This is a genomic window from Cryobacterium sp. AP27 (assembly GCF_056680495.1).
In genome coordinates, this window is the sequence record NZ_CM155285.1 from 135,722 (window position 1) to 153,776 (window position 18,055).

General features: G+C 61.8%; 16 protein-coding genes and 1 pseudogene. 13 read left to right on the forward strand and 4 right to left on the reverse strand.

The genetic code is table 11. The features are described from left to right. Position 1 precedes the first annotated feature (1 nt). From AC1MB9_RS00635 to AC1MB9_RS00675, 9 genes are all read left to right on the forward strand, one after another. Positions 2 to 700, forward strand: a complete 699-nt coding sequence (locus AC1MB9_RS00635; RefSeq protein WP_479963138.1) for a hypothetical protein — start codon at positions 2 to 4, stop codon at positions 698 to 700. 198 nt (positions 701 to 898) lie between these two features. Continuing rightward, positions 899 to 1,882: a hypothetical protein gene (locus AC1MB9_RS00640; RefSeq protein WP_479963139.1), complete on the forward strand. Its 984-nt coding sequence runs from the start codon at positions 899 to 901 to the stop codon at positions 1,880 to 1,882. A 75-nt stretch (positions 1,883 to 1,957) separates the two neighbouring features. Beyond that, positions 1,958 to 2,446, forward strand: a complete 489-nt coding sequence (locus tag AC1MB9_RS00645) for a DUF6121 family protein (protein ID WP_479963140.1) — start codon at positions 1,958 to 1,960, stop codon at positions 2,444 to 2,446. 26 nt (positions 2,447 to 2,472) lie between these two features. Beyond that, positions 2,473 to 3,144 (forward strand): spermidine/putrescine ABC transporter substrate-binding protein, encoded by a 672-nt coding sequence (locus AC1MB9_RS00650; RefSeq protein WP_479963141.1) that lies wholly within the window; start codon positions 2,473 to 2,475, stop codon positions 3,142 to 3,144. Between the two features lie 318 nt (positions 3,145 to 3,462). Beyond that, a complete protein-coding gene (gene rpsL, locus AC1MB9_RS00655; protein ID WP_035834602.1) occupies positions 3,463 to 3,837 on the forward strand; it encodes a 30S ribosomal protein S12 in 375 nt (124 codons plus the stop codon). After that, positions 3,837 to 4,307 carry a 30S ribosomal protein S7 gene (gene rpsG / locus AC1MB9_RS00660; protein WP_479963142.1) on the forward strand — a complete coding sequence of 157 codons (471 nt, stop codon included), beginning with the start codon at positions 3,837 to 3,839 and terminating at the stop codon, positions 4,305 to 4,307. The genes rpsL and rpsG overlap by 1 nt, the downstream gene beginning before the upstream one ends. A 99-nt stretch (positions 4,308 to 4,406) precedes the next feature. Continuing rightward, positions 4,407 to 6,521 carry an elongation factor G gene (fusA, locus tag AC1MB9_RS00665; RefSeq protein ID WP_479963143.1) on the forward strand — a complete coding sequence of 705 codons (2,115 nt, stop codon included), beginning with the start codon at positions 4,407 to 4,409 and terminating at the stop codon, positions 6,519 to 6,521. 133 nt (positions 6,522 to 6,654) lie between these two features. Continuing rightward, on the forward strand, positions 6,655 to 7,848 hold the full coding sequence (gene tuf, locus AC1MB9_RS00670) for an elongation factor Tu (protein WP_479963144.1): 1,194 nt from the start codon (positions 6,655 to 6,657) through the stop codon (positions 7,846 to 7,848). A gap of 163 nt (positions 7,849 to 8,011) precedes the next feature. Further along, positions 8,012 to 8,173 (forward strand): hypothetical protein, encoded by a 162-nt coding sequence (locus tag AC1MB9_RS00675; RefSeq protein ID WP_479963145.1) that lies wholly within the window; start codon positions 8,012 to 8,014, stop codon positions 8,171 to 8,173. A gap of 236 nt (positions 8,174 to 8,409) precedes the next feature. Here the strand turns inward: AC1MB9_RS00675 and AC1MB9_RS00680 are convergent, their stop codons facing one another. The 3 genes and pseudogenes from AC1MB9_RS00680 to AC1MB9_RS00690 all read right to left on the reverse strand — a co-directional run bounded on the left by AC1MB9_RS00680 (position 8,410) and on the right by AC1MB9_RS00690 (position 11,553). Then, entirely contained in the window at positions 8,410 to 8,850 is a 441-nt protein-coding gene (locus AC1MB9_RS00680) for a carbohydrate binding domain-containing protein (RefSeq protein ID WP_479964553.1), read from the reverse strand. An 80-nt stretch (positions 8,851 to 8,930) separates the two neighbouring features. After that, a pseudogene (locus tag AC1MB9_RS00685) lies at positions 8,931 to 9,989 on the reverse strand (discoidin domain-containing protein); the annotation flags it as partial. A 319-nt stretch (positions 9,990 to 10,308) separates the two neighbouring features. Then, positions 10,309 to 11,553: an IS256 family transposase gene (locus AC1MB9_RS00690; protein WP_479963146.1), complete on the reverse strand. Its 1,245-nt coding sequence runs from the start codon at positions 11,551 to 11,553 to the stop codon at positions 10,309 to 10,311. Positions 11,554 to 12,469: 916 nt separating this feature from the next. Between AC1MB9_RS00690 and pseB the strand changes: the two genes are divergently transcribed. The 4 genes from pseB to AC1MB9_RS00710 all read left to right on the forward strand — a co-directional run bounded on the left by pseB (position 12,470) and on the right by AC1MB9_RS00710 (position 16,955). Beyond that, entirely contained in the window at positions 12,470 to 13,450 is a 981-nt protein-coding gene (gene pseB, locus AC1MB9_RS00695; RefSeq protein ID WP_479963147.1) for a UDP-N-acetylglucosamine 4,6-dehydratase (inverting), read from the forward strand. 142 nt (positions 13,451 to 13,592) lie between these two features. Then, positions 13,593 to 14,720 (forward strand): DegT/DnrJ/EryC1/StrS family aminotransferase, encoded by a 1,128-nt coding sequence (locus AC1MB9_RS00700; RefSeq protein ID WP_479963148.1) that lies wholly within the window; start codon positions 13,593 to 13,595, stop codon positions 14,718 to 14,720. A gap of 26 nt (positions 14,721 to 14,746) precedes the next feature. Continuing rightward, positions 14,747 to 15,472: a cytidylyltransferase domain-containing protein gene (locus AC1MB9_RS00705; RefSeq protein ID WP_479963149.1), complete on the forward strand. Its 726-nt coding sequence runs from the start codon at positions 14,747 to 14,749 to the stop codon at positions 15,470 to 15,472. Between the two features lie 64 nt (positions 15,473 to 15,536). Then, positions 15,537 to 16,955 (forward strand): GNAT family N-acetyltransferase, encoded by a 1,419-nt coding sequence (locus AC1MB9_RS00710; RefSeq protein ID WP_479963150.1) that lies wholly within the window; start codon positions 15,537 to 15,539, stop codon positions 16,953 to 16,955. On the opposite strand, the gene pseI is transcribed toward AC1MB9_RS00710, so the two are convergent. Further along, positions 16,952 to 18,007, reverse strand: a complete 1,056-nt coding sequence (gene pseI / locus AC1MB9_RS00715) for a pseudaminic acid synthase (protein ID WP_479963151.1) — start codon at positions 18,005 to 18,007, stop codon at positions 16,952 to 16,954. The two genes, AC1MB9_RS00710 and pseI, sit on opposite strands and share 4 nt — an antisense overlap. Between the last annotated feature and the right edge of the window lie 48 nt (positions 18,008 to 18,055).

Genomic DNA, 18,055 nt, shown 5'->3' on the forward strand with positions numbered 1-18,055 from the left:
CGTGGACAAGAACAAAATCTGGCTCACCTTTCTGGTACTCGCCATGGTGGTGACCGTCGCCCTTGGAGGGCTTCTCGTTGTGCAACCGCAATTGGCCGCCGCCGCAATTTCGGACCAGGACCGCGCCTCGGTCGAAGCCTCCAATCTGGGGCAGGCGGCGGTGCTCGAACAGCTGAGGCAGGACTTCGAGGGGATTGACGAGCTCAAGGCGCAGCTCACGCCCCTGAGCGAATCCGTACCGTCCGGAACGGATATGCCGGCGTTTGTGAACCAGCTCGATGCCCTCGCCGGCGCCTCACAGGTGACGCTCACCGGAATCACCGTCGCGGAGGCGGTGCCCTACGCGTCGGTCGGCGCCGCGGCCGTCGCGACACCGGCGGCCGAGTCCGGTTCTACCAGTACCGAGCCGGTTGCTCCCGTAGCCGGAGCTCCTCCCGTGACGAGCCCGCAGATCACCGCAGCGAACTTTGCCTCGCTGGAAGTGACGGTCGACGTGACCGGCAGCTACGGCAACGCCCTCAACTTCATCAGCGGGCTTCAAACCGGCAAGCGACTCTTTCTCGTCACGGGCTATTCGACGGCGTCAGCCGCCGACGGTGCCGGGGAAGCGACGACCGACATTGTCGCCACGATCACCGGGCTGGTCTACGTACTCGTGCCGGCCGAAACGACGTCGCCCGCAACGGTCGCCGCCGGGTAGACGGTCCGAGCGATCCACCATGGCGGTCCACCGCCGCGATCGCCGCGGCCGGATCGGGATTCATTTCGGTGACACCATTGCGCGAGGCTGGCTGAGGCTCTACGGTTTGGCGTGACGCGCCGAGCCTTTCGGGTTTACGGAGACAGGGCTTGGTACTATGTCCCGGTCAGCCCCCATTCAGGCCACGAGGAGTGCAGCATGAGCGACAACACATTCAACGACGGCACGAAGAATCCCGAGACGGATGCCGCGACGCCGCTTGAGCACGAAACTCCCGGCACCGAGACTGCTTCACCCGCCGCCGACCGCAGGGATTTCGAGATCGACTACGCCGCCGCCGCCGCGACCGAAGAGCCCGAGAACGTCACCGGCACCGGATCGCACGCCGCCGCACCGACCCTCGCCGACGACTACGCCGCCCCGAGCGACCGTGCGGCCAACGAGCACGAGCAGGCGGACACGGATGTCGTGCGTCCCGTCGCGTCGGCCCCCGCCGTCTCCGAGCCCGTCCCCGTTCCCGCCGCTGTGCCGGCCGCCTACGTTCCGGTAGCCGAGCCGGTAGCCGAGCCGGTAGCCGAGCCGACTCCCGTGCCGGCTTCCGCGACGCCCCCTGCCGCGCAGACGCCCATCTACGTGCAGGCGCCGCAGAAGCCCGTCGACCGCAGCAACCGCGGCGGCGGCATCCTGATCGCCCTGATCGCCACGGCCATCTTCACGGTGCTCTACGCCGCTGCCATCTTCGTCATTGCGGGTATCACCAGCACGACGATCTCGGTCGCGGCGACGACGTTCACCGAATTCGCCGTACGCCCGGTGTTCTACATTCCGGTCATCTTCTTCTTCCTCGCGTTGGCCATTCTGGTGGCCATCGTCAACCGCGGCGGTTGGTGGGCCTACGTGCTCTTCGGCTTCCTGGTGGCCGTCGTCGTGTACTTCTCCTACATCGGTGGTGCGCTGCTCACCGTGCAGGCGTGGAACCTCAACCCCGAGGAAGCCGCCCGGTTCCTCTCAACCCAGTGGCTGAACCCCGGCGCCATCGCGGCCGCAGTGATCGCCCGCGAGGTTCCCATCTGGACCGGCGCGTGGATCGCCCAGCGCGGCAAGCGCGTGACCAAGCGCAACCTTGAGGCCCGCGCGGAGTACGAGCGTCTCCTCGCCGACGGCCCGCACCTCTCCAACTAGTCGCCACCCACACGGTGGCGGCCGCTCGGCGCACCGTCAGCGCCGCGCCGAGCGGTTCAGGCGGGAGGAGACGTCGTGCGTGAGTACCAGAAGTACGCAATCGTGTTGGCCCTGTTCGCCGTCGTTCTCTATGCGGCGCTGGTTGTCGCCGTGCTCGGAGTCGGAAGCCTGCTCACCAACGCTGAGGTGATCCCCGACCCGCAGGCCGGACCCCTGGTCGGGCCGAGCATTGTGGGCGTGGTCGTGGTGTTCGTGCTGGTGCGGATGGTGCTCATCGGCATACGCACCCGGCCGGAAAACCAGCGGGTGATGCTCGGGTATTCCATCGTCACCGGCGTGGTCGGCTGGCTGTTGTTTCCCGCGGCGGGGGCGGTGTTCATCTTCGTCGGAACCGGCGATGTCCGAAGCGCGACCACGCTGGCCTTCGACCTGCTGCTCGGCCCCTTCGCCGGTCTCACGGCCGTGTTCGCGTTCCTGGTCACTCTGCTTTACTCGTGGCTGCTCGCCGCGCACGTCGGCTCCGGCGGCCGCCCCCTGTGGCCGTGGGAGCGCCGGGGCGATTAGGGCCGTTTTCGCGTATCCTTAGCGGTATGGAGCGGTCCGTAGAGACGCGGGTCAGCCACGAGGTTGACAATTGGTTGCGCTGGTTGCCGAGATGGCGACCCGGAACCCATCGCAGTCGCGCCCGCCTGTGCCGCCAGTGCTTCGGATCTCCCGTCATTGCCGCGGCCGGCCTCAACGAAGATGTGCCGCACGCGGTGCAGCACGCCCTCGCGATGCGCATGAAGATCGTGGTGGACGCATCCGTTGACGAGTACACGGAGCAACACCTTCCCCTGCTCGCCCGGGAGCTGCGCCTCGACGAAGCGCGGCGTGCCCGGCGGCTCTACCGCCCACGCGAGGGACTCGACCCCGAATACAAGGGCCTGGACCTCGACCCGCCAGCGGCGCCGGAGGCCCCGTACCTGTTCACCCTCGCGGAACTCTCCGAGTGGTCCGACGTCGAAACGGCCGAACCAGAACCAGAACCGCAACTGCCGGCACCGCCGCTCAGCGCCGAGGAGAAGGCGGCGGTCTTGGGCGAGGTGGCCATCGCCGACAAGTTCGCCGCCGAGGCGGGACGGCGGCTGTGCGCGGAGCTCGCACTGCATCGCAAGCGGATACGCGCGGGCGTCGCCGAATTCGTCGAACCGCAGGTACAGGCGCTGCTGGCTGACCTGGAAAGCACCCTCGACTCGCCGTTGTGGCCGCGCGGATCCTGAGCCCGATCGGCCCGGTTCGCTCCATTTGACCGCAGGCATCCGGGCGGGTTATTGTTGCAAGGTGTGCGCTTTGTCGTGCGCCTTAAGTGTGCCCCGGATTACCCCTGTGAAGGTGAGTAGAAACGACACGCGGACAGCCGCGGCAGCCACACTGCAGGGTTTGCTCTCCGAGCAGCCCCCACGGCATACCCATTGAACCGAACGAGAACGATTTCGTGCGGAACGACGGGTCCAGATGAACTCGATGCGCCGGCAACGGAACGTCGAATGCTAACCATCACAAAGCTGTCACCGTGCAGCAATAACAAGGAGTAATTAGTGCCCACCATTCAGCAGTTGGTCAGAAAGGGCCGCAGCCCCAAGGTCACCAAGACCAAGGCTCCCGCCCTGAAGTCCAACCCGCAGCAGCGCGGCGTATGCACTCGTGTGTACACGACCACCCCGAAGAAGCCGAACTCGGCTCTGCGTAAGGTCGCCCGCGTCAAGCTCTCCAACGGCACCGAAGTCACCGCCTACATTCCCGGCGAGGGCCACAACCTGCAGGAGCACTCGATGGTGCTCGTGCGCGGAGGCCGTGTCAAGGACCTCCCCGGTGTGCGTTACAAGATCATTCGCGGCGCACTGGACACCCAGGCCGTCAAGAACCGCAAGCAGGCTCGTAGCCGCTACGGCGCAAAGATGGAGAAGAAGTAATGCCTCGTAAAGGTCCCGCTCCCAAGCGCCCCGTAGTAGCCGACCCGGTTTACGGTGCACCCATCGTCAGCCAGCTGGTCAACAAGATTCTCCTCGACGGCAAAAAGGGCCTCGCTGAGCGCATCGTTTACGATGCACTCGCCGGTGTCGCTGCCAAGAACGAGGCAGATGCTGTTGTCACGCTGAAGAAGGCACTCGACAACGTGCGCCCGACCCTCGAGGTGCGTTCGCGCCGCGTTGGTGGCTCCACGTACCAGGTGCCCGTTGAGGTCAAGCCGCACCGCGCCAACACGTTGGCGCTGCGTTGGTTGACGAGCTACGCCAAGGCGCGTCGCGAGAAGACCATGACCGAGCGTCTCACCAACGAGATTCTCGACGCGAGCAACGGCCTTGGTGCCGCTGTGAAGCGTCGCGAAGACACGCACAAGATGGCCGAGGCGAACAAGGCCTTCGCTCACTACCGCTGGTAGTCACGCACCACTGGTCGGGCACGTCGAGACCTGTTCTCGACGTGCCCGTCCGGCGGCATTGTTCCACTTTTCCCACCCCTACCCTTCCGGAGGACCCCCGTGGCACTTGACGTGCTCACCGACCTGAGCAAGGTCCGCAATATCGGCATCATGGCTCACATTGATGCTGGCAAGACCACCACGACTGAGCGCATCCTGTTCTACACGGGTGTCAACCACAAGATCGGTGAGACGCACGACGGCGCCTCCACGATGGACTGGATGGCGCAGGAGCAGGAACGTGGAATCACGATTACCTCCGCTGCGACGACGTGTTTCTGGGACGACAACCAGATCAACATCATCGACACCCCGGGTCACGTTGACTTCACCGTGGAGGTGGAGCGTTCGCTCCGCGTCCTCGACGGTGCTGTTGCCGTATTCGACGGCAAGGAGGGCGTTGAGCCCCAGTCCGAAACCGTGTGGCGTCAGGCCGACAAGTACGACGTTCCCCGCATTTGCTTCGTCAACAAGATGGACAAGCTCGGCGCGGACTTCTACTTCACGGTCGACACCATCATCAAGCGCCTCGGCGCAAAGCCGCTGGTTCTCCAGCTGCCGATTGGTGAAGAGTCTGGCTTCGAGGGTGTCGTAGACCTCGTTCAGATGCGCGCACTCACCTGGCGTGGAGACTCCAAGGGTGACGTGGAGATGGGCTCGAAGTACGCCATCGAAGAGATCCCGGCCGACCTCGTTGAGAAGGCGGCGGAATACCGCCAGCTTCTGCTCGAGACCGTCGCGGAGACCGACGATGACCTCATGGAGCGCTACTTCGCCGGCGAAGAGCTGACCGTAGCCGAGATCAAGGGCGCGATTCGCAAGCTCACGATCAACAGCGAGATCTACCCGGTTCTCTGTGGTTCTGCGTTCAAGAACCGCGGCGTTCAGCCGATGCTCGACGCTGTCATCGATTACCTCCCGACGCCGCTCGACGTGCCTGCCATTGAGGCGCACGACCCGCGCGACGAAGAGAAGATCATCATGCGTCACCCGGACTCGAACGAGCCGTTCACGGCGCTCGCGTTCAAGGTCGCGGTGCACCCGTTCTTCGGTCGCCTCACCTACGTGCGCGTTTACTCCGGCCGCCTCGACAGCGGAGCCCACGTCGCCAACTCGACCAAGGGCAAGAAAGAGCGCATCGGCAAGATCTTCCAGATGCACGCCAACAAGGAGAACCCGGTGGCCTTCGTGACCGCCGGTCACATCTACGCGGTCATCGGCCTCAAGGACACCACCACCGGCGACACCCTGTGCGACCCGAACAACCAGGTCGTACTTGAGTCGATGACGTTCCCTGACCCGGTTATCGAGGTTGCCATCGAGCCGAAGACCAAGCAGGACCAGGAAAAGCTGGGTCTCGCGATCCAGAAGCTGGCCGAAGAAGACCCCACGTTCCGTACCGAGCAGAACCAGGAAACTGGCCAGACGGTAATCAAGGGAATGGGTGAACTTCACCTGGACATCCTCGTCGACCGTATGAAGCGTGAATTCAACGTGGAAGCAAACGTCGGCAAGCCCCAGGTTGCGTACCGCGAGACGATCCGCAAGGCCGTCGAGCGTCACGACTTCACGCACAAGAAGCAGACCGGTGGATCCGGCCAGTTCGCGAAGATTCAGATCGCGATCGAGCCGATGGAAATCACTGCGGACAAGTCGTACGAGTTCGTGAACAAGGTCACCGGTGGTCGTATCCCGCGTGAATACATCCCCTCCGTGGATGCCGGAATCCAGGACGCCCTGCACGTGGGTATCCTTGCCGGTTACCCCATGGTCGGCGTTCGGGCAAGCCTGCTCGACGGTGCCGCACACGACGTCGACTCCTCGGAGATGGCGTTCAAGATTGCCGGCTCGATGGGCTTCAAGGAAGCCGTTCGCAAGGCAAACCCCGTACTGCTTGAGCCGCTGATGAGCGTCGAAGTTCGCACCCCTGAGGAATACATGGGTGACGTAATCGGAGACCTCAACTCGCGTCGTGGGCAGATTCAGACCATGGAGGACGCACAGGGCGTGAAGGTAATTCGCGCACACGTCCCCCTCTCCGAAATGTTCGGTTATATCGGTGACCTGCGGTCGAAGACTTCAGGACGCGCCGTGTACTCGATGAGTTTCGAGAGCTATGCGGAGGTCCCGAAGGCTGTTGCCGACGAGATCATCAACAAGAACAAGGGCGAATAGCCTGAAGGTGGCCTTAGGGCCGAATCGCTTAGGCCACCTGGCCCGAGTAACATAAGTAGACACATCCAGCGCATCCCCGATTGGTCACAACGACAATCGTGAATTTGCACGCGAGTCCTGAGGAGGACCCACAGTGGCCAAGGCCAAGTTCGAGCGGACAAAGCCGCACGTAAACATCGGAACCATCGGTCACGTTGACCACGGAAAGACCACGCTGACTGCAGCGATCTCCAAGGTCCTCGCCGATACGTTCCCGTCCAAGATCAACGTTCAGCGCGACTTCGCGTCGATTGACTCGGCTCCCGAGGAACGCCAGCGCGGCATCACCATCAACATCTCGCATGTTGAGTACGAGACCGACAAGCGCCACTACGCGCACGTCGATGCTCCGGGCCACGCTGACTACATCAAGAACATGATCACCGGTGCTGCTCAGATGGACGGCGCAATCCTCGTGGTTGCCGCTACTGACGGCCCGATGGCCCAGACCCGCGAGCACGTTCTGCTCGCGAAGCAGGTTGGCGTCCCCACCCTGCTCGTCGCCCTGAACAAGGCCGACATGGTTGACGACGAAGAGATCATGGAGCTCGTTGAGCTCGAAGTTCGCGAGTTGCTTTCCAGCCAGGGCTTCGACGGCGACAACGCTCCCGTTGTAGCGGTCTCCGCACTCAAGGCGCTGGAAGGCGACCCGAAGTGGACCGCCAACATCCTTGAGCTCATGAAGGCTGTCGACGACTTCATTCCGGACCCCGTCCGCGACAAGGACAAGCCGTTCTTGATGCCGGTTGAGGACGTCTTCACGATCACCGGTCGTGGAACCGTCGTCACGGGCCGCGCCGAGCGTGGAACCCTGAAGATCAACTCCGAGGTCGAGATCGTCGGAATCCGCAAGACCCAGAAGACGACGGTCACCGGAATCGAGATGTTCCACAAGCAGCTCGACGAGGCGTGGGCCGGCGAGAACTGTGGACTTCTTCTTCGTGGCACGAAGCGCGAAGACGTTGAGCGCGGCCAGGTCGTCGTCAAGCCCGGTTCGGTTACGCCACACACCGAGTTCGAGGGCACCGCGTACATCCTCAGCAAGAACGAGGGTGGACGTCACAACCCGTTCTACGCGAACTACCGCCCGCAGTTCTACTTCCGCACCACGGACGTCACCGGCGTCATCACGTTGCCTGAGGGCACCGAGATGGTCATGCCCGGCGACACCACCGACATGACGGTCGCGCTGATTCAGCCGATCGCCATGGAAGAGGGCCTCGGCTTCGCTATCCGTGAAGGTGGCCGCACCGTCGGCGCCGGAACGGTGACGAGCATCATCAAGTAACACCGCTTCACTGGAAAGGGTCGGTCCTTCGGGACCGGCCCTTTTTTTCGTCCCTCCGTGAGCCGCGCCTCACTCACCCGCGCCTGGCTCAACCAGCGCACCGCTGGCCGCCCCTGCCCACGCAACCCCGCGCTGGTCGAGCCTGTCGAGGCGCCTGCCCCCAGTGCCGCTCCTGAGCCCCGCGCGCTCCGCAAAATCGGCCCAAGTCATTGAACCCCGCGCTGCCGCCGACAAGGCCACAGGTGGCAAACGCGCCGACAAGGTGCAAGACGCCCTCGAAGCGGCCGACAAGCACCTCGGTGGCGACGCAACCAACGACCGCTAGCCGGTCGGCCTGGGAGCCGACCCGAAGCGCCCGGCGCCCCGATCGAATACGGACCGCGCCGGGCGCCGGGTCTCCGTCGTTCATCGGATGACGGTGCGAGCCCTCCTGAAACGCGGTGAGGGCCAGCGCGTTTGGGTTTGTTACGCCCTGCCGCACACAAGTGAACCTACTGGCGGCCAGCTACGCGGGCTCGTCATCGTGGGCGCTGCACAGGAGAATCCTCTCGGTGTCCGCCGCTAACTTCCCGGTCCTTCGGTCGCGTGTACATCGGGTACCATCGTCGCCCCCTGGGTAAGAACGAAGTCGTCCCCCCAAGCGCTACCCGTGCCCGCGTGTTTGGAGAACTCGATCACCGCGCTCGTGTCGTCCGGACCTGTGGCGAAGGTTACCCAGGCTGGACCCCATTGGGACAATCTAACCGTGGCCGTCCGGGCCTTGGAACCAAAGTCCGACACCTTGACAACGGCAGCGTCATCGGCCGTCTCGGGCCGCACATAGGCGCCGAACGTGTACGCCGTATTGGGCAGAAGGCCTTCCACCCGCGCTGAAACACTCGACCCATCGCCGGATAGGGCCACGGCATGGAGACCGCCTCGAATTGATGCTGACTGCACCGTGACGTCACCCTTTGCCTGCCACTCATCCAAACCACCCGACTCGAACCCGCCGTTGACCACGCCGTTGCGGTAGACCGATATTGGAATGTGTACTGGGAAGCCTGATCGTGCGCGCCATCGGTGAGCAGAGTTGCGGCCACCTTCAGATAACGCACTTCGGTGGCCTTGAACGCGAACTGTTGCGGGCCGACGATGTCTTCGCCTGCCGTGTATCCGGTTTCGGTCGTGAGTGCGTGCCAGTCGCTCCCGTCATTGGAGCCTTCGATGGTGAAGTCATCAGGAAAACCCACGCCCTGTTGCGCCTGCGAGTCGCGTGGCCAGAGCATCACAATGTCCACCGGTTGCGCGCGCCCGAGGTCGATCTGCACCCACTCGGCCGAGGCCGCTTCGACCTGTGGTTGTGATGTGTAGCCCCTGATCGGGTGCGCCCCGAACTCGATCTCATGGCGTTGCCCGTTCGTCAGCCTGGCAACGCCAGACTCGGGTTGTTCAACTGAGCTGCTTGCTGTCGCGATCGCGCCCAGTGCGGAGGCGGCGAGATTAGTCTGCGCTGGCTGGGCCGTGATTGGAAGGCTGCCTGCAGCCCGTAAACTCGGCTCGATCTCCAGGCTGACGATTCCGTGGGCAGGCACCCTCACCTCTTCCGCGTATGACTCTGAACTCTCGTGCACCAAGTCCTTCACGATCGCCGCATGCTCGCTCTGGCTTGGATAACTTGGCACGACGATGTCGGATCCGTCGGCGAAGCCGTTGGCCTGCGTGGAGCTGCTGACGCGTTCTGTGACCCGGAAGTTTTCCTCCTCATAGGGCAAGCCCGAGAGATTGACCGCCATGGTGAGGTCGCTTGCCGTGGTGTTCCAGAGCAGGGTGGCGACCTTCGCCGCGGAGGGCTCCTTCGTCACCAGCCCATACACGTCATTGGTGTTCGTACCAGCCCCAGCGATGTCAGCCGCAACTCGGGTCGTTCCGACACGGGAGTAGAGCTCAAACACGTTGCCGGAGGACTTGCGGTGGCCATCCACGGTAATCAGCCCGAGATCGCCGTTGTAGGCAAGATTGGGGGAGTAGCCCTCTACGGGAGTGAAGTAGAAGATCTTCGCGGCGCCCGAATCGATGGCCAGAAACATGCGCTTTTCGACGAAGCCCGACCCGCCGTTGCTCGAGTTGGTGTCTGCACCGTTTCCCGCTCCCTGCTCCATCGACGGCAGCGCATTCCACTCGGGGACGTAGATGGGAAGCCCGCCCCGCTGGCGGCGTCGAGCCACTTGCGGGCCTCCGGAATCTCGGGCCAACCTGGATTCCAATAGCCGTGCACAGAGAAGAAGTCAGCAGGTACTCGCTTAAGGCGCGCTGACAACAGGACCGTCCCGAGCACCGCATTTTCGAAGGATGCGACCGTAGTTTGATGGTTTCGGGGATATCAATGGTGTCCGCTTGTCCCAGAAAGCAATTCGCAACTGGGTCACGTCCCGCCGGGTGGTGTAATTCATCGTCACCGTGCGGGTCAGTTGTTTTAGTTTAGGCGGCAGCGAGTTCTGGGAGGGTCACCGCCTCGTCGATGACCTCGGTTGGGTTGTTCATTGTGGCCAGCTCGAGCATCGAGGCTTCGGAGAAGTAGCGTCGTTCGCCGGCTTCCCACTCGTCGTGTTGCTCGATCAGGACTGCGCCCGCGAGGCGGAGGAGGGCGGCGGAGTTAGGGAAGACGCCGACGACATCGGTGCGGCGTTTGATCTCCTTGTTGACCCGTTCCAACGGGTTTGTCGACCAGATCTGTCGCCAGTGACGCCGCGGGAACGCGGCGAAAGCGAGCAGGTCGGGTTGGGCATCGGTGAGCATCGCCGCGACCTTCGGGTGGGACCGGCTGAGCATCGTGGTGACCTCACGGAATTGCTTCTCGATGTGCTCGCGGTCGGGCTGGGCGAAGATGGTGCGGATGATCGACGCGACCATCTCCTGGGATCCTTTCGGGACCACGGCGAGGACGTTTCGCATGAAGTGCACTCGGCATCTCTGCCAGCCGGCGCCTTGGAAGACCGTGCCGATGGCCTTCTTCAGCCCGGTGTGGGCGTCAGACATGACCAGCTTCACCCCGTCGAGACCGCGGGTCTTCAACGACCGTAAGAAGCTGGTCCAGAAGCCTTCGTTCTCGCTGTCGCCCACGTCGAACCCCAGGACTTCCCGCCGTCCGTCGGCGGCGACGCCGATCGCGACGACGACGGCCTGGGACACGATGCGGTGCCCGACGCGCGCTTTGCAGTACGTGGCGTCGAGGAACACGTACGGGAAGTCCTGAGCGGCCAGGGTCCGGTCCCGGAACTCGGCCACTTCCGTGTCGAGGCCGGCGCAGATCCTGGACACTTCCGACTTGGATATCCCGGTATCAGCGCCGAGCGCCTTGACGAGGTCGTCGACCTTTCGGGTCGAGACGCCGTGGACATAGGCCTCCATCACGACGGCGAACAGGGCTTGGTCGACGCGGCGGCGGCGCTCGAGCAGGGCGGGGAAGAACGACCCGGCGCGCAGCTTCGGGATCTTCAGATCAAGGTCCCCGGCGGTCGTGCTCAAAGTCCGTGGCCGGGTGCCGTTGCGGTACGTGGTGCGGTCGCCGGAGCGTTCAAACGGGGCGGCGCCGATGAACGCGCTCGCTTCCGCATCGATGAGTTCTTGATACAGAGTTTCGGTCGCGACGCGGATGCGGTCGGTGACATCGGTGAGTTTGAGTTCTCCCAGCAGGTTGAGCAGGGCAGACTGGTCTAGAGCCATCGTGTGGTGTCCTTCGTGAGTTGCTTTAGTCGGTACTCACTGACCATCGCACGATGGCTCCTTGCGTTGACGAAGCAACGCTCAAAGCGGGGAAACCACACCACTCAATGGGACATGACCCGCAACTGCGGTGAAGGGCGCACGGAGCGTGGCCTCAATAGCCAGGTCTCAGCACCAATAACCCGCGACGATCCGAGATTCACCATTGTGTCGTTCGAAGATCGAGTGGGTTTCTATCGAAATTTCGAGCGAATCCTTGATCTGGTCCTGGTGGAAGCACCATGGGAAGCCTTGTCCGACCAGGATGGCGATTGGCGGCCCCACAAACTCGGGAGAACTCTGACAGCCGGATGCGAGGGCGCCTCCGTCGCCTACGCCATGTCTCAAACGGGGCGGTAGGGGGGCAACTCGACTCTTTGGCGATACACGGGTGGAGGTGGCGGGTCAGCATGGCGAGCATGGCGATTCGTATGCATCGAGACTTGACGCGGAAGCAGATGCATGCCCTGAATCTCTATTCGCAGGACCGGTTTTCGTTTGGCCTCCTTTGGTCTCACACCCGCGAATGTCTGGCGCGGCATGCGCCAGTCGCGCGAAGTCTGGCACTCCTTTCCAGGAATCTGGGGGTATCAACGCTGAGAAACCGCCCCTCCAATCGGGCAGAGCTCTAGTGCTAAACTTGCCTCTAACCTAAAGTGTGCGTCCCGGATGGGTGCTGAACGCGAGATTGCGTTCTAACGCATACCGTGAGTGGGCAATTCAAACACTTAACGCGTCTGCCTTGTGCAATTACGGGCATGGTTCGAGGGCCGTTAGTCGGGCCTACGTCACGCGCGCTGCAATAGACTAAGCACAATACTGAAGCCTTCGTGGGGGAGCAAGAGCTGCCGCATGCGCGCAGAGATGAAGGAAACAGATGTCAGAACTCAGCGGGGCAACAGTCCTCATCACCGGCGGTACAGGGTCCTTGGGGAAGGCGCTCACCCGAGAACTCTTGGACAATCACGACGTCAAGCGCCTCATTATTCTGAGCCGGGACGAACTCAAGCAGTTGGAATGCCGGAAGCTTTTCAATGATGACCCTCGGCTCCGCTGGTTCATTGGAGACGTCCGCGACCGTCACCGACTCATGCGAGCGTTTCACGGGGTCGACTTTGTCATCCACGCAGCAGCGCTGAAACAAGTTGACACTGCGGAGTACAACCCGTTTGAATTCGTCGAAACGAACGTTCGGGGCTCGCAGAACGTAATCGATGCTGCCATCGACAGTGGGGTGAAGAAGGTCGTCGCCCTCTCTACCGACAAAGCGTCCAGCCCCGTAAACATGTACGGCGCAACAAAGCTGTGCGCGGACCGTCTTTTCATCACGGCTAACCATTACGCCGCTGCTTATGAAACTCGCTTCAGCGTCGTGCGATACGGCAACGTCAGTGGATCCCGCGGAAGTATTCTTCCCATTTGGCGCGATTTAGCTCTTGAAGGTAATTCGCTGCCGATCACCGATGGTCGTATGACCCGGTTCTGGATTACTCTGCCCCAGGCCGTGAAGTTTGTCCTTGATTCATTCGAGATAATGTCGGGTGGTGAACTTTACGTGCCGCGCATTCCGTCGATTCGGATCCCTGACTTGGCTGAGGCTGTCGCACCAGGCGCAGTGACGCACGAGATAGGGATTCGCCCCGGAGAGAAGCTCCATGAGGAAATGATCGCGACAGATGATTCTCGGCGTACTGTCGCGCTCGGCGACCGCTATGTAGTGATGCCGCACATTGCAGGCTGGGGCTACACAGCTCCGGAGGGCGGCGTTCCAGTGCCGGACGGATTTAGCTTCCAATCCGACTCGAACGAAAAGTGGTTGAGCGTGGAGGGAATCCGCGAGATTCTGGCTCAGGAATGAGCGATTCATTGGGCGATCGGGGGGGTGCCCCGAGTGACTCATGTGCAGTAGTTGGATTCGCGTACCACTCGAACACCAGCCGCAGGTGGCTTTCCGTGAGGAAAGTCGTGGACATGTGTGAGCGTGGATTGAGCGCGACGTCATGATTCCATACGGGCGGCAGTCGATCGACGCCACAGATCTGAAAGCAGTGGCCGACGTTCTTCAGAGCGATTGGCTTACAACAGGGCCCACCGTGACCCAATTTGAACAGGCCATAGCGGAGTATGTCGGAGCGAGGGCTTCGATTGCAGTGAACTCGGGGACGTCGGCCTTGCATGTCGCGTATGCGGCGGCAGGAGTTGGCGACGGCGCGGAAGTGATCACGACACCACTCACCTTTGTGGCGACGGCGGCGACGGCGGCGCTCCAAGGAGCACGAATAGTTTTTGCCGATATCGACGAGTCGACGGGAAACCTGTCTCTGGAGGCAGCGCATGGTGCCGTGACGCCGAGAACACGAGCGATCACCGCAGTCGACTACGCCGGCGTTCCCGTGGATGGTAGAGCGTTCTCGGACCTCGCCCACGAGGCAAATGCTCTGTTTATTGAGGACGCTGCACACGCGATCGGGTCGACCCGGGCGGGTCGACGCGTCGGTGAGCAGGCAGACATCACCACATTCTCGTTTTTTCCAACGAAAAACATGACTACGGCAGAGGGTGGTGCGGTCGTTGCCCTCGACAGCGCGGTCGAAAGGATCGGCCGCAGATTTAGAAACCACGGGCTAATTCGCGAAAGTACCGAACTGCGGCGCCCGAACGAGGGCGCGTGGCATCAGGAAGTTCATTCATTTGGCCTGAATTACCGACTCCCCGACGTGCTCGCGGCGCTGGGGCTTAGCCAGCTCAAGAGGTTGGAAACCTTTAAGCAACGTCGTGCCGAAATTCATCGCCAATACAATGCGGCCTTTGTTAATGTCGACGGTCTGCGAACCCCCGGGTGTCCCACCGACGCCAGTCCGACTTGGCATCTTTATCCATTGCGGGTCCCTGCCGACCGCCGGCGGGAGATATTCGACCGGCTTCGCGCTGCCGGCATCGGTGTCCAAGTAAATTACATGCCCGTCTACTGGCATCCAGTTTTCGAGGACTTGGGATACCAGCGGGGCCTTTGCCCAGTCGCCGAGGAGTACTACCGTCAGGAGATTTCATTACCTATGTACGCTGGCCTTTCGGACAGTCAGGTCGCACGCGTGATTGAGACCGTACTCAAGATCGTCGAACAATGAGAACTAACGCAGACTCGTCGGTTTCAATGAATGTCATAGCGGTGATTCAGGCTCGGATGGGGTCGGCGCGGCTACCGGGCAAAGTACTCCGCGACCTCGGCGGTCGACCGGTACTCGAATGGGTGATTCGCGCAGCGAAAGCATCCAACGTGGATGACGTAATCGTCGCGACTTCGACTCACAGTGATGACCAGGCCATTGTCGACATGTGCTCGAAAATCGGTGTTCGAGTCGTTCGGGGCGATGAGCACGACGTTTTGTCGCGCTACATTGTCGCCCTCGATGCTAGCGAAGCGGACGCTGTGGTCCGGCTCACTTCTGATTGCCCTCTGCTGGATCCTGAAGTGATCGACCAAGTTGTTGCTGTGTGGAAATGCAATCCGGCCTTGGACTACGTCTCAACGACCTTGGACCGTACCCTCCCGCGCGGACTTGACGTTGAGCTCGCGGCAGCTGCGGCCTTACGCAAGGCCGATGCGCAAGCTCGTGACTATCACCGCGTTCACGTAACGAGTTCCCTCTACGAGCATGACGCCGCGTACGCGTGCGCGGGACTAGTGTTCCGACCGGCGTACAATCAATTCCGCGTCACTCTTGACGAAGAAGCCGATGCGATTGCGCTGACGCAGTTAGTGGAAATACTCGGTGATCGCCCTCCAGCATGGCGAGACCTCGTAGACGCGCTGGCTCGGCACCCCGAAATTGTCTCTATCAATGCGAGTGTCGAACAAAAGGCTTTGATGGAGGGGTAACGTGCACGTTCTAGTTCGCTGCGACGCAAGCAAAGAGGGCGGCGTCGGGCACTTGGTTAGGTCGGTGTCCCTCATCGAGGAAGCGATATCCCGCGGCTGGGACGTCTCATTTAGCGGAGATGTGACGGTACCGTTCGGCCAGGACCTGTTGAAGGGCATTCGACGCCTCCCGGCAGAAGGCACACCCGAAGGTCTCGTAGAAGCCGCGACGAAGATCGGCGTGGATATTGTTCACCTGGATCACTACGGATTGACCGGAAACTACCGCGCAAGCCTCAACGGCGCCGGCATTTTGTTTAGCTCGATAGAAGATACCGAGTATGGTCGGCGTGCGGCAGACCTTGTAATCGACGCGAGCCCATCATCAGCGGCGTCCTATCGGCCTGATGATGGCTCGGACCGCATCCTGCGCGGAGCGGCGTTTGTACCCTTGCGCCAATCGGTCAGGCGGGTCGCGGCGAGCAGACGCTCGGGCATTGACCAGCCGGACCAATCCGCGCCTGTGCGAATTGTCTTGATGCTCGGGGGTACTGACGCGCTGAATGCGACAGCCGGACTTATGCGCGTCGTCATCGGGACTGGGGTGTCCGCAGTGTGCTCGGTGATCGTCGATCGGGCCCGCTGGAATTCTCTCCCTTCCTCAACACCCAGTGTCAGATTCGTCCTCCATGAACCAAGCGCAGCGGCGATCGAACTTTTTCACTCTGCCGACGTCGCCGTTTCTGCAGCCGGAACTTCTCTCTGGGAGCTACTTTGCATGGGGGTACCAACTGCCCTTGTCCAGCTTGTTGACAACCAGCGGGACAACTACGAGTTTGCCAATTCACGCGGTCTGGTCGTCGGACTTGGGCCGATCGCTTGTGCCGTGCCCCAGGACGTTCGGGAAGGTCTGATGACGACACTCCTGACCGACTGGCGTCTCCGGCAGGACGCTGCTCAGCGGGGGCAACACCTCGTAGATGGTCGCGGATCAGAACGAATCGTTTCTGCCTGGGAGAGCATGCTGGGTCGGAAAGCAGGCTATCAAGTGAGAGAGGTCGCGGAAGGGGATGCGAGCCTTCTCTTTGACTGGCGGAATGATCCAATGGTCAGGGCGGCATCACGCGAGACGACTCCGCTGGAATGGGAAAACCACCATTCGTGGGTGCTTAAGGCAATGGAAGACCCCGACCGTTACCTACTCCTCGTTAGTAAGAACGAACGCCCGATTGCCACTGTCAGATTTGACCTCGCCGAACCGTCGGCCGACGCTTGGGAGATATCAATCGCTGTGGCCCCCGGTCTCCGGGGACGGGGCCTAGGCGCTGATGTTCTTGCGGCCGCAGAGCGACACCTCCAAGGTTTGCCGCACAGGGCCCACGCGATGTATGCCGTTATGCGACGTGAAAATCACGCGTCCGCGAATCTGTTCCGAGCCGCCGGATACACGGAAGAGGAGCACGACGATAAGTCACTGCTGGTCTCGATGCGCAAACAGCTCTAGAAATGACTCCAAGAGAGCGGTGTCCCGCGGCTGCAGTCTTTCGAGAAGGTCCGCCCCATGACCACTGGAAGGAAAAGGGGTTCCAAACCACCGGCAGGTCGAATGGAGCGAACGTTGCCTGGCGAAATGGCGTCTCCCGCCCGAACATCTTGAACAACGTAGAGGGAGCGTCGAAGCCGCAGGCTTTCCGACTCGCTCGCGGTGGGGCGAAGCGTCGGCTCGCCCAAGGCCAACCATGCGGTCTCCGATTCGCGCGCGAGGGCGCTGAGCTCAGCCGGCTCGAGCGAGAAATCGGAGTCGATGCCCCCATCCGATCGCGAAAGCGTGACATGCTTTTCGACCACGGTGGCGCCAAACGCGACGGCAGCGATTGCGGCTCCAATGCCGAGAGTATGGTCGGAGAGACCAACCTGCACGTCGAGCGCGTCGCGAATGATCGGGATGGACCTCAGATTCGACTCGGCGGGCGATGCTGGATACGACGAGGTGCATGCCAGAACAACGATTTTGTCGTTGCCCTCGGAGCGAATGGTCTGAACCGCGAGGTCCAAATCGGCCAGCGTAGCCGCTCCATTTGAAAGAATTATGGGTTTGTTTGTTCTGGCCACTCGTCGCAGAAGCGCCAGGTCGCCGATTTCCAGCGATGCGATCTTGTACAGCGGGGCATCAAGATCTTCCAGTAGGTCAACGGCGGTATCGTCAAATGGGCTTGAAAAGGGTATCAATCCATGCTCGCGCGCCCGGGCGAAGATTTTCTCATGCCATTCCCAGGGCGTGAATGCAACCGAGTAGAGGTCGTGGAGCGAAGATCCGCCCCACAACGGGTGCTCGCTTGAAATCTTGAACTGCGGCTGTGGGGCGTTGATGGTAAGAGTGTCCGCGGTGTACGTCTGAAGCTTGACTGCGCCGGCGCCTGACTCAGCAACCATGTCAACGATGCTCAGGGCTCGCTGCAAATCGCCGTTGTGATTTCCGGATATTTCGGCCACCACAAGAGGCTTATGCGCGGGGCCAATCTTGACCCCATCGATTGCGATTTCATTCCGACTCATGTGCCGCTCCATTTCTGTCACGGCACTTTGAACCGCGAAAACTAGACG

Excerpts from the sequence above, each read along its gene's own strand:
- AC1MB9_RS00640 (WP_479963139.1), top strand. The coding sequence starts at position 899 with ATGAGCGACAACACATTCAACGACGGCACGAAGAATCCCGAGACGGAT.
- AC1MB9_RS00650 (WP_479963141.1), top strand. The coding sequence starts at position 2,473 with ATGGAGCGGTCCGTAGAGACGCGGGTCAGCCACGAGGTTGACAATTGG.
- rpsG (WP_479963142.1), top strand. The coding sequence starts at position 3,837 with ATGCCTCGTAAAGGTCCCGCTCCCAAGCGCCCCGTAGTAGCCGACCCG.
- AC1MB9_RS00690 (WP_479963146.1), bottom strand. The coding sequence starts at position 11,553 with ATGGCTCTAGACCAGTCTGCCCTGCTCAACCTGCTGGGAGAACTCAAA.
- pseB (WP_479963147.1), top strand. The coding sequence starts at position 12,470 with ATGTCAGAACTCAGCGGGGCAACAGTCCTCATCACCGGCGGTACAGGG.
- AC1MB9_RS00700 (WP_479963148.1), top strand. The coding sequence starts at position 13,593 with ATGATTCCATACGGGCGGCAGTCGATCGACGCCACAGATCTGAAAGCA.
- AC1MB9_RS00705 (WP_479963149.1), top strand. The coding sequence starts at position 14,747 with ATGAATGTCATAGCGGTGATTCAGGCTCGGATGGGGTCGGCGCGGCTA.
- pseI (WP_479963151.1), bottom strand. The coding sequence starts at position 18,007 with ATGAGTCGGAATGAAATCGCAATCGATGGGGTCAAGATTGGCCCCGCG.